Source organism: gamma proteobacterium symbiont of Axiagastus rosmarus (genome assembly GCF_059730925.1).
The window spans coordinates 634,838-646,172 of the sequence record NZ_AP035925.1; the positions used below are offsets into that span (position 1 = coordinate 634,838).

General features: G+C 58.3%; 9 protein-coding genes. 6 read left to right on the forward strand and 3 right to left on the reverse strand.

The window, feature by feature from the left end:
- Positions 1-387 precede the first annotated feature (387 nt).
- The 3 genes from parC to ftsP all read left to right on the forward strand — a co-directional run bounded on the left by parC (position 388) and on the right by ftsP (position 5,094).
- Positions 388-2,661, forward strand: coding sequence for a DNA topoisomerase IV subunit A (parC, locus tag AC6I8F_RS03095; protein WP_021509596.1), 2,274 nt, complete (start codon positions 388-390; stop codon positions 2,659-2,661).
- Positions 2,662-2,699: 38 nt separating this feature from the next.
- Positions 2,700-3,437 (forward strand): 1-acylglycerol-3-phosphate O-acyltransferase, encoded by a 738-nt coding sequence (locus tag AC6I8F_RS03100; RefSeq protein WP_498028500.1) that lies wholly within the window; start codon positions 2,700-2,702, stop codon positions 3,435-3,437.
- A 229-nt stretch (positions 3,438-3,666) separates the two neighbouring features.
- Positions 3,667-5,094, forward strand: a complete 1,428-nt coding sequence (gene ftsP, locus AC6I8F_RS03105) for a cell division protein FtsP (RefSeq protein WP_031280127.1) — start codon at positions 3,667-3,669, stop codon at positions 5,092-5,094.
- A gap of 183 nt (positions 5,095-5,277) precedes the next feature.
- Here ftsP and dkgA read toward each other — a convergent pair whose 3' ends face one another.
- Positions 5,278-6,105 (reverse strand): 2,5-didehydrogluconate reductase DkgA, encoded by an 828-nt coding sequence (gene dkgA, locus AC6I8F_RS03110; RefSeq protein WP_021509593.1) that lies wholly within the window; start codon positions 6,103-6,105, stop codon positions 5,278-5,280.
- Positions 6,106-6,311: 206 nt separating this feature from the next.
- Between dkgA and AC6I8F_RS03115 the strand changes: the two genes are divergently transcribed.
- Positions 6,312-7,229 carry an AraC family transcriptional regulator gene (locus AC6I8F_RS03115; protein WP_058771382.1) on the forward strand — a complete coding sequence of 306 codons (918 nt, stop codon included), beginning with the start codon at positions 6,312-6,314 and terminating at the stop codon, positions 7,227-7,229.
- A 21-nt stretch (positions 7,230-7,250) separates the two neighbouring features.
- On the opposite strand, the gene AC6I8F_RS03120 is transcribed toward AC6I8F_RS03115, so the two are convergent.
- Together AC6I8F_RS03120 and metC are read right to left on the reverse strand one after the other, a co-directional pair.
- A complete protein-coding gene (locus tag AC6I8F_RS03120) occupies positions 7,251-7,910 on the reverse strand; it encodes a DedA family protein (protein ID WP_021509591.1) in 660 nt (219 codons plus the stop codon).
- Between the two features lie 105 nt (positions 7,911-8,015).
- On the reverse strand, positions 8,016-9,206 hold the full coding sequence (gene metC, locus AC6I8F_RS03125) for a cystathionine beta-lyase (protein WP_498028501.1): 1,191 nt from the start codon (positions 9,204-9,206) through the stop codon (positions 8,016-8,018).
- A 900-nt stretch (positions 9,207-10,106) separates the two neighbouring features.
- Here metC and exbB point away from each other — a divergent pair.
- Both exbB and exbD read left to right on the forward strand, forming a co-directional pair.
- The gene (gene exbB, locus AC6I8F_RS03130) at positions 10,107-10,835 is read left to right on the forward strand and encodes a tol-pal system-associated acyl-CoA thioesterase (RefSeq protein WP_215800629.1); all 729 of its coding nucleotides are present in this window, start codon (positions 10,107-10,109) and stop codon (positions 10,833-10,835) included.
- A 5-nt stretch (positions 10,836-10,840) separates the two neighbouring features.
- Entirely contained in the window at positions 10,841-11,263 is a 423-nt protein-coding gene (exbD, locus tag AC6I8F_RS03135) for a TonB system transport protein ExbD (RefSeq protein WP_021509588.1), read from the forward strand.
- The last annotated feature ends 72 nt before the right edge of the window (positions 11,264-11,335 follow it).

The following is an 11,335-nucleotide window of genomic DNA, read 5'->3' on the forward strand; positions in this document are numbered from 1 at the left end:
AAAACCTAATGGGATTTTTCCTTGTGGCATTTATTTCATTGCCAGCAAGCCGTCGCGAAAAAGGTGTGTCTTATGGAGTATGAATTTAGGAAAGGATGGCGGCAGCAACAATACTAAATGTTGTCCCGTCAGGCGGACAGTATTAATACACCGCGATGACAGGAAATTAAATGCGACTTTGCTCACACAATAAAGTGCTAAATAAGTGTGATGATGCTCTCAATCCTTTTTATTTTTTCAACTGGCGTCACGTTATTTAAGGTCGGGAGATTCTTTCTGTCCTCAACGGCTTCCCTGTGACTAAATCCCGCGAATAAGGTACTATCCTCGCCAAATGACCGCCGGATGACCCGCCGTTGCGGGCCACGAAGTGAGGATGCCAGCTTAATGAGTGAAATGACACAGGATGGCGCAGAGCGTCTTGCCCTGCACAAGTTTACTGAAAACGCGTACCTGAACTACTCCATGTACGTGATCATGGACCGTGCGCTGCCGTACATCGGTGACGGTCTCAAGCCGGTGCAGCGCCGCATTGTTTATGCCATGTCCGAGCTGGGGCTTAACGCCAGCGCAAAATTCAAGAAATCGGCGCGTACCGTGGGTGACGTGCTGGGTAAATACCATCCGCACGGCGACAGCGCCTGCTACGAAGCCATGGTGCTGATGGCGCAGCCGTTCTCCTACCGTTATCCGCTGGTGGATGGTCAGGGCAACTGGGGTGCGCCGGACGATCCGAAATCCTTTGCGGCGATGCGTTACACCGAATCGCGCCTGTCGAAATATGCCGAAGTGCTGCTCAGCGAGCTGGGGCAGGGCACGGTGGATTACATCCCGAACTTCGACGGCACGCTGCAGGAGCCGAAAATGCTGCCGGCGCGCCTGCCGAACATCCTGCTCAACGGCACCACCGGCATCGCCGTGGGTATGGCGACCGATATTCCGCCGCACAACCTGCGCGAAGTGGCCGAAGCCGCGGTGCGCCTGATCGACAAGCCCAACACCACGCTGGATGAGCTGCTGGAAATCGTGCAGGGGCCGGACTTCCCGACCGAAGCCGAGATCATCACGCCACGCGACGAGATCCGCAAGATCTACCAGAACGGCCGTGGTTCGATCCGCCAGCGTGCGGTGTGGAAAAAAGAGGACGGCGAAGTGGTGATCACCGCGCTGCCGCACCAGGTGTCGGGCGCGCGCGTGCTGGAGCAGATCGCCAGCCAGATGCGCAATAAAAAGCTGCCGATGGTGGAGGATCTGCGCGATGAATCGGATCACGAAAACCCGACGCGGCTGGTGATTGTGCCGCGCTCCAACCGGGTGGATCTCGATCAGGTAATGAACCATCTGTTTGCCACCACCGATCTGGAGAAGAGCTACCGCGTTAACCTCAACATGATCGGGCTGGATAACCGTCCGGCGGTGAAAAACCTGCTGGAGATCCTCTCGGAATGGCTGGTGTACCGCCGCGATACCGTGACGCGCCGCCTCAATCATCGCCTGGAACGCGTGCTGCGTCGTCTGCATATCCTTGAAGGTTTGCTGGTGGCGTTCCTCAATATTGATGAGGTGATTCACATCATCCGCAGCGAGGATGAGCCGAAGCCGGTACTGATGTCGCGCTTTGACATCAGCGAAACCCAGGCCGAAGCGATTCTGGAACTGAAACTGCGCCATCTCGCCAAACTGGAAGAGATGAAGATTCGCGGTGAACAGGCCGAGCTGGAAAAAGAGCGCGATCAGCTGCAGGCGATCCTCGCCTCTGATCGCAAAATGAGTAACCTGCTGAAGAAAGAACTGCTGGCCGATAGCCAGACCTACGGCGACGATCGCCGCTCGCCGCTGCACGAACGTGAAGAAGCGAAAGCGCTGAGCGAGAACGAGCTGGTGAGCGCTGAGCCGGTCACCATTGTGCTGTCGCAGATGGGCTGGGTGCGCAGCGCCAAAGGTCACGATATCGATCCGGCAGGATTAAGCTACAAAGCGGGCGACAGCTACCGTGCCGCCGCGCGCGGCAAGAGCAACCAGCCGGTGGCGTTTATTGACTCCACCGGCCGCAGCTATACGCTGGATCCGACCTCGCTGCCGTCGGCACGCGGGCAGGGTGAGCCGCTCACCGGCAAGCTGACGCCACCGCCAGGTGCGGTGATTGAGCAGGTGCTGATGGAAGCGGACGATCAGAAGCTGCTGATGGCCTCCGATGCCGGCTACGGCTTCATCTGTACCTTTGCCGATCTGGTGTCGCGCAACCGCGCCGGTAAAGCGCTGCTGACGCTGCCGGAAAACGCCAAAGTGATGACGCCGCTGGCGGTGCACTCTGGCGACGACATGCTGCTGGCCATCACCCAGGCGGGGCGGATGCTGATGTTCCCGGTGGCCGATCTGCCGCAGATGTCGAAAGGCAAGGGCAACAAGATTATCTCGATTCCGTCGGCGGACGCCGCCGCGGGCGTGGACAAGCTGCAGTGGCTGCTGATTCTGCCGCCGGGCAGTTCCATCACTATCTATGTCGGCAAGCGTAAGCTGATCATGCGTGATGAAGATCTGCAGAAAGTGCGTGCTGAGCGCGGCCGTCGCGGTAGCGTATCGCGCGGACTGCAGCGGATCGATAGCGTGGAAGTGAATGCGCCAGCGCGGCCAAAAAGTGACGCGAATAGCGAAGAGTAAGACTGAAAAGGCGAAGGACTGCCACATTTGAGGAAGCTATGTTACTAATTTTACGCACGTTAATCGTTGTGATTTATTCGATTCTGGTTTGTGTGTTTGGCAGCATCTGGTGTCTGTTTTCACCGCGTAATCCGCGCCACGTGGCGACCTTTGGTCACATGTTTGGTCGTCTGTCGACGGTGTTTGGCGTCAAAGTCGAACTGCGTAAACCGGCGGATGCCGAAAGCTACGGTAACGCGATTTACATCGCTAACCATCAGAACAACTACGACATGATCACCGCTGCCAATATCGTGCAGCCGACCACGGTCACGGTGGGTAAGAAAAGCCTGCTGTGGATCCCGTTCTTCGGCCAGCTCTACTGGCTGACCGGTAACCTGCTGATTGACCGCGATAACCGCGCCAAAGCGCACGGCACCATCGGCGAGCTGGTGGCGCAGTTCAAAAAGAAGAAAATTTCCTTCTGGATGTTCCCGGAAGGGACGCGCAGCCGCGGACGCGGTCTGCTGCCGTTCAAGACCGGCGCGTTCCATGCGGCGGTGGCGGCGGGCGTGCCGATCATCCCGGTGGTGGTCTCTAACACCCACGGCAAAATCAAACTGAATCGCTGGGACAATGGCTTAGTGATCGTAGAAATGCTGCCGCCAGTGGATACCACGCAGTTTGAAACCACGTCGGTACGCAAACTGGCGACCCACTGCCGTGAATTAATGTCTGCTAAGCTGGAAGAGTTGAACGCTGAAGTCGCCGAACGCGAAAAAAACGGTAAAATCTAGCCGGCAAAAAATGGCTCACCCGCAGCGCGCAATGGCTCGATCTGTCGGGTGCATTGATTTGCTGCGGATCCCGCCATTTGTCGGGTGCGCATGAATGCGCACCGGGTCCCGGATGCGCATTGACCTGACCCGGACACACAGCAGCGCCGGTCGGGCGCTTCACAACACGATTAAAAATAACAACATGGACACGGCGTCTTCACGCCACGCTCAAAAGGTCTGAAGTTTTATGTCTTGCAGCAGACGTCAGTTTATTCAGCTTTCTGCCGGTATGGCGCTGGCTTCCAGCGTTATGCCTTACGCCGCCCGCGCCGCCGCGCCACTGGGCGATGTACCTTTGCCGGTGCCGCCGCTGATTGAATCACGCCGCGGTCAGCCGCTGTTCCTTACGCTGCAGCGCAGCCACTGGTCCTTCAACGGTAACAGCAACAAAGTGCCGGTATGGGGCATTAACGGCCTGTACCTTGGCCCGACGGTGCGCGTTTACAGCGGCGATGATGTCAAACTGATCTACAGCAACCGCCTCAATGAACCGGTGGCGATGACCGTCAGCGGTTTGCAGGTGCCGGGCGCGCTGATGGGCGGTGCGCCGCGCATGATGTCCGCTGGCGTTGACTGGGCACCGGTGCTGCCGATTCGTCAGGGCGCAGCCACGCTGTGGTATCACGCCAACACGCCGAATCGCATGGCACCGCACGTCTATAACGGCCTGGCAGGCATGTGGCTGATCGAAGATGACATCAGCAAAGCGCTGCCACTGCCGAAGCATTACGGCGTCGATGATTTCCCGCTGATTATTCAGGACAAGCGCCTCGATAACTTTGCCACGCCGGTTTATAACCCACCGTCGGACGGCGGGTTCCTCGGCGATACGCTGCTGGTTAACGGCGTGCAAAATCCGTATGTCGAAGTGTCGCGCGGCTGGGTGCGTTTGCGCCTGCTGAATGCGGCCAATGCGCGCCGTTTCGATCTCAGCTTTAGCGACAACCGGCCGTTTACGGTGATCGCCAGCGATCAGGGCTTCCTGCCCGCGCCGGTAGCGGTGCAAACGCTGTCGCTTGCACCGGGTGAACGTCGCGAAGTGCTGGTGGACATGTCGCAGGGCGATGAAGTGTCGATCACCGCAGGCACGGCGGCAGGCATTATGGATCGTTTGCGCGGGCTGTTTGAGCCGTCATCGATTCTGACCAATACGCTGGTGCTAACGCTGCGTCCAACCGGCCTGCTGCCGCTGGTGACCGACAACCTGCCGATGCGCCTGCTGGCGGATCAGATTCTGGATGGCGTGGCGGTGCGCACGCGTGAATTCCGCCTCGGCGATGGCACGCCGGGCATTAACGGTGTGCTGTGGGACATGAATCGCATCGATACGACGGTGCAGCAGGGCACCTTTGAGCGCTGGATCATTCACGCCGACCGTCCGCAGTCGCTGCATATTCAGGGCGTGATGTTCCTGATTAAAAGCGTCAACGGCGCGCAGTCGATGGGAGAAGATCGCGGCTGGAAAGATACGGTCTGGGTGGATGGCGATGTCGAACTGCTGGTGAGTTTCCCGCAGAGTTCGTCAGAGCATTTCCCGTTTGTCTATTACAGCCAGACGCTGGAGCTCGCCGACCGCGGCACGGCAGGGCAGATGGTGGTGAATCCGGTCGGGTGAGGTGCGTTTCTTTTCCCTCACCCTAACCCTCTCCCGCCAGCGGGAGAGGGAACCGTTTTGAGCGGTATGACTCACAGGCCCACCGCTTCAGAGTCGCGCGGACATCTCCCTCTCCCGCATGCGGGAGAGGGCCGGGGTGAGGGGGCAAACCGCACCTTTCACCCATCGCATCCTTAACCCACGTCACCCATTAAACTCTTCCGGATCCGGTCCCAGTCGCTTGCCTTTATCCAGCTTCGCGATCTCGCTCACTTCTGACTTATCCAGCCGGAAATCAAACACCTGGAAGTTCTCCTGAATGCGTGCCGGCGTCACCGACTTCGGAATTACCACCAGGCCGCTGTCCAGATGCCAGCGAATCACAATCTGCGCCGGCGTCTTACTGTACTTCTTCGCCAGCTCGCGAATGATCTCCTGATCAAACACGCCTTCACCGCCCTGCGCCAGTGGGCTCCACGACTCGGTCTGAATCTGATGCAGCGCATTCCACGCATGCAGCGTGCGCTGCTGCAGCATCGGATGTAGTTCAATCTGATTCACTACCGGCGACACGCCGGTTTCATCAATCAGCCGCTTGAGGTGCGCTTCATGGAAGTTACACACGCCGATGCTTTTCGCCAGGCCCTGCTGTTGCAGTTCCACCATTTTCTTCCACGCATCCACGTAGTGGTCTTTCTGCGGACACGGCCAGTGCATCAGATACAGGTCCACCTGCTCCAGCTGCAGCTTCTTCAGGCTGGTCTCCATCGCCTGTTCAACGTTCTGCTGGTCATCATTCCACAGTTTGGTGGTGATAAAGATCTCATCGCGCGCCACGTCGGTTTCCTGCAGCGCCTGGCCAATCGCCTCTTCATTTTTATACGCGGCGGCGGTATCAATGGAACGATAGCCGACCTTCAGCGCTTCCAGCACGGCATTGCGCGCTTCATCAATGCTGGCCTGCCAGACGCCAAGGCCGAGTTGCGGCATCATGTTGCCGTCGTGCAGTTTAATCCGGGGTTGCTCTGCCATAGTGACTCCTTATCGGTTGCAGTGACTTACCGTAGAAACGATGTGCTTAAGTCTAGTCAACAAACCTGACCTGAGGATCATTGTGGCAACCGAACGGCACTTTCGCCCGGTGCAATCCTGCAAAAATCTTGCCTGATTCTCCAGCCATCTGGAGCTTTATGCAGCAATGCGGCACACTGCGCTTTTTTGCTGCCCGAGAGAGTGCCATGCCGAACGATGCCCTTTGCCGCCAGCTGGCGCAGCGCGTGATCACGCTGATGCGCGAGCCACAAAAGCCGCTGTGTGCGGTGGAAAACGTACGGTTGATCTACGCGGAGGAACCGCTGCCGCGCACGCCGATGTTGTATCCGGCGGGCATCGTGATCCTGTTTCAGGGACACAAAACCGGCTACCTCGGCAGTACGGTGTTTCGCTACGACGCCACCAAATATCTGATGCTCACCGTCACGCTGCCGGTGGAGTGCGAAACTGACGCCACGCCGCAGCAGCCGCTGGCCGGCATGAGCCTCACCGTGGATCCGGCCAGTTTGCAGGATCTGCTGTTAAGCATTGGCGATGACGAGCAGTTTCAGCCGCAGCCGCAAACCTCCGGCATTCACTCTGCGTTTCTTAGCGAGGAGATGCTGTGCGCCGCGGAAAGGCTGCTGGATGTGATGGATAAACCGCGTGACGCCCGCGTGCTCGGCCCGCAGCTGGTGCGTGAAATCATCTATTACGTACTGACCGGACCGATTGGCGGCGCGCTGCTGTCGCTGGTCAATCGCCAGACGCAGTTCAGCCAGGTGGCCCGGGCGCTGCGCCGCATCGAGAACCACTTTGCCGAAAGCCTGAGCGTGGAAATGCTGGCGGCAGAGGTCAACATGAGCGTCTCGGCGTTTCACCATAACTTTAAGGCGGTGACCCAGACCTCGCCGCTGCAGTATCTCAAGCGTTACCGGCTGCATCAGGCGCGGTTAATGATGCTGCAGGATGGGCTGAAGGCCAGCGCCGCCGCCGTGCGCGTCGGCTATGAAAGCCCGTCACAGTTTTCGCGGGAGTTTAAACGGTACTTTGGCGTGACGCCGGGAGAAGAGGCGAGCCGCGCGCGCCAGACCGGGGCGCTGCAGCCGTTTGACGCCGCCTGAAACGGCGGCGCTTTACAGAGGTCAGGCTTTCTGGCGCCGCTTTTTCCAGATCACCACAATGCTGCCGCCGAGGCCGAGAAACAGCAGCACAATAGGCAGCACCATCAGGATCGCCATCACCTGATCTTCGTGGCGCTTGATAAACGGCACCTGGCTGATGCCATAGCCCATCGCCACCACAATCCCGACCCACAGCGCGCCGCTCAGCCAGTTGAAGAACTGAAAACGCCCGTTCTGCAAACCCGAAATGCCCGCCATGGTGGGCAGCAGCGTACGCACAAAGGCCAGAAAGCGGCCAACCAGCAGTGCCATCAGGCCGTGGCGGTTGAACAGGTGCCAGGCGCGCTGATGGTACTGCGCTGGCAAATGCATCAGCCAGCTTTTGACGATTTTAGTATTACCAAGCCAGCGCCCCTGCAGATAGCTCAGCCAGCAGCCGAGGCTGGCAGCGGTGGTCAGAATCACCATGGTTGGCACAAAATCCATCACGCCTTTGGCGATCATCGCCCCTGCCAGCAGCAGCAGGCTGTCGCCGGGCAGGAACGAGGCAGGCAGTAAACCGTTTTCCAGGAACAGCGTCAGAAACATCACGCCGTAGACAATCCACACTACATCCGGATTGGCCAGCGCGGCAAAATCCTGATGCCACAGCGCCTGGACAATCTCATGTAAAACACCCATCAGCTATCCCATCGAGTCACAAGGCTTGTATTTTAACCGTCCGGGACGGCGTAATCGTTGATCTCCGCTACGCCGCACCGGATGGTTTAAGTTTGGTTTATCTTTTTACGCTTTCAGGCGGGCAAAACCGGCTTTCAGCTCATCCAGCAGATCGTCAACGTGCTCGAGCCCGATATGCAGACGCACCAGCGTGCCGTCAAAATCCACGCCGCCCGCCGGACGAATTGCCGCCAGCTCTTCCGGCTGGTTCGCCAGAATCAGCGATTCAAAGCCGCCCCACGAGTAGGCCATACTGAAATGGTGGAAGCGATCGAGATAATTTGCCAGCTGCGCCGGGGTGAGTTTTTCATGCAGGATGAATGAGAACAGCCCGCTGCTGCCGCTGAAGTCGCGCCGCCAGAACTCGTGGCCTTTGCACTGCGCCAGCGCCGGATGGTTGACGCGCGCCACTTCCGGCTGCGCCGCCAGCCATTCGGCCACGCGCAGACCGCTTTCTTCGTGCTGACGCAGACGCGTAGCCAGCGTGCGCAGGCCACGGCTGGCCATGTACGCGGTGTCCGCATCCACCATCTGGCCCATCAGGTAGGAGTTTTCGCGCAGCTGCGCCCAGCAACGTTCGTTGGCCACCGCAGTGCCGATCATCGCATCGCTGTGGCCGATGATGTATTTGGTGCCGGCCTGGATAGAAATGTCGATGCCATGCTCCAGCGCGTTAAACAGCACGCCCGCCGCCCAGGTATTATCAATCATGATCACCGCATCTGGCGCTTTGGCGCGCACCGCCGCGACAATCGCCGGAATATCCTGCACTTCCATGGTGATGGAAGCCGGTGATTCAAGGAACACCACGCGAGTGTTCGGCTGCACCAGCTCGCCGATTTCACTGCCGATGCAGTGATCAAACCAGGTGGTGGTGACGTTAAGCTTCGCGAGAATTTTGGTGCAGAAATCCTGGGTGGGTTCGTATACCGCGCCGCTGACCAGAATATGATCGCCACTGGTGACAAACGCGAGGATGGCATTGGCGACCGCGGCCGCACCGCACGGATAGAGCACGCAGCCGGCGCCGCCTTCCAGTTCGGTCATCGCATCCTGGAAGGAAAAATGGGTGAGGGTGCCGCGCCGGCCATAAAACAGTTCACCGCTGGCGCGTCCGGCGGTGGCGCGTTGTTTGTCCGCGACGGAGTCAAAAACCAGTGAGGATGCGCGCTGAATGACGCTGTTAACCGAGCCCTGAGTGTAACGTTTGCTGCGTCCCGCGGTGACAAGCCGGGTATCAATTTTTTTCGTTGCCATCACTGCCTTTCCTGACACGTCTCACAAAGCATCCAACTTACCACGAATCGCGGCGCGGGGTTGAGCCCGTTTGCCGAATATCAGAGTGACGCCAGCACAATCGCGGAAAGAGGCTGGATGCGGCTTTTATTACGCGGCGTAAAAACAAAGCGCAATAAATTGCGCCGCTACGACCCGTGCAGGATGTTCGTTCGCGCTAGTTGCTCAATTTCGCAAACCGCACCAAACCGTAGCGGCGCGATTCATCGCGCAACCGTGTTTGTTGCTCTATTCCACAAACCGCACCAAACCGTAGCGGCGCGATTCATCGCGCAACCGTGCCTGTTGGTCTATTCCACAAACCGCACCCAACCGTAGCGGCGCGATTTATCGCGCAACTGTGCCTGCTGCTCAATTCCACAAACCGCACCCAACCGTAGCGGCGCGATTCATCGCGCAACCGTGTTTGTTGCTCTATTCCACAAACCGCACCAAACCGTAGCGGCGCGATTCATCGCGCAACCGTGCCTGTTGGTCTATTCCACAAACCGCACCCAACCGTAGCGGCGCGATTTATCGCGCAACTGTGCCTGCTGCTCAATTCCACAAACCGCACCCAACCGTAGCGGCGCGATTTATCGCGCAACTGTGCCTGCTGCTCAATTCCACAAGCCGCACCCAACCGTAGCGGCGCGATTTATCGCGCAACCGTGCCTGTTGCTCTATTCCGCAAACCGCACCCAACCGTAGCGGCGCGATTTATCGCGCTAAACATTGCGCCGTATCAATTCAGCGGGTTGCAGCTTTGTAAATAGTAATGAGAACCACTATCACTTCGGTCGGTTTTTTTGCTATGATCCGCGCTTCAATCGTGAACGGTGCAACAGAAGTCGGAGACGCAGCGTGGTAGCCAGTGACTTGATGCAAACGGACCTCTCCGTTTGGGGCATGTATCAGCATGCCGATATCGTGGTAAAAATTGTGATGATCGGCCTGTTGCTGGCCTCGGTCGTTACCTGGGCGATTTTCTTTGGCAAATACGCGGAGCTGAGCGGGGCGAAACGTCGCCTGAAGCGTGAACAGCTGGCGCTGGGCGAAGCGCGCTCACTGAATGACGCGTATCGCGCTGCCGAAAACTTCAAAGCCAACAGCCACAGTGCTGTGCTGCTCGCCGACACGCGTAACGAACTGGAACTCTCCGCTGGCAGCGAAGACCTCGACGGCATCAAAGAGCGCACCAGCTTCCGCCTTGAGCGTCGCGTCGCGAGCTTCAGCCGCCACGCCGGTCGCGGTAACGGCTTCCTCGCCACCATCGGTTCCGTCGCCCCGTTTATCGGTCTGTTCGGCACCGTCTGGGGCATCATGAACAGCTTTATTGGTATCGCGAAAACCCAGACCACCAACCTCGCGGTGGTTGCTCCGGGCATCGCGGAAGCGCTACTGGCGACGGCGATTGGCCTGGTGGCGGCAATCCCGGCAGTGGTGATCTATAACGTCTTCGCCCGCATGATTGCCAGCTACAAAGCCTCGCTGGGCGACGTGGCGGCGCAGGTGCTGCTGCTGCAGAGCCGCGATCTGGACCTCGGCAACGTCGATACCGCAAAAGAAGTTAACCGTCCGGCGGCGGCCCAGAAACTGCGCGTAGGATAAGTATTATGGCGATGCGTTTAAACGATGATGCGGTCGGCGATGGCGAAATGCACGAAATCAACGTGACGCCGTTTATCGACGTCATGCTGGTGCTGCTGATCATCTTCATGGTCGCCGCGCCGCTCGCCACGGTGGATGTGCGCGTCAATCTGCCTGCTTCCACCAGCGCGCCACAGCCGCGTCCGGAGAAGCCGGTTTATCTGTCGATCAAAGCGGATAAACAGATTTACATCGGTAACGATGCGGTGACCAAAGAGACGCTGGTGAATGCGCTCACCGCGCAAACCGAAGGCAACAAAGAGACCACCATCTTCTTCCAGGCGGACAAATCGGTCGATTATGAAACGCTGATGTCGGTGATGGATCAGCTGCGTGAAGCGGGTTATCTGAAGATTGGTTTGATGGGCATGGAGACGGTGAAGAAATAGTTTCACCGGCGTAATACCAGCACCATATCTGTAGGGTCGTCATTCATGACGACCTTTTTTATTATGGCGGCC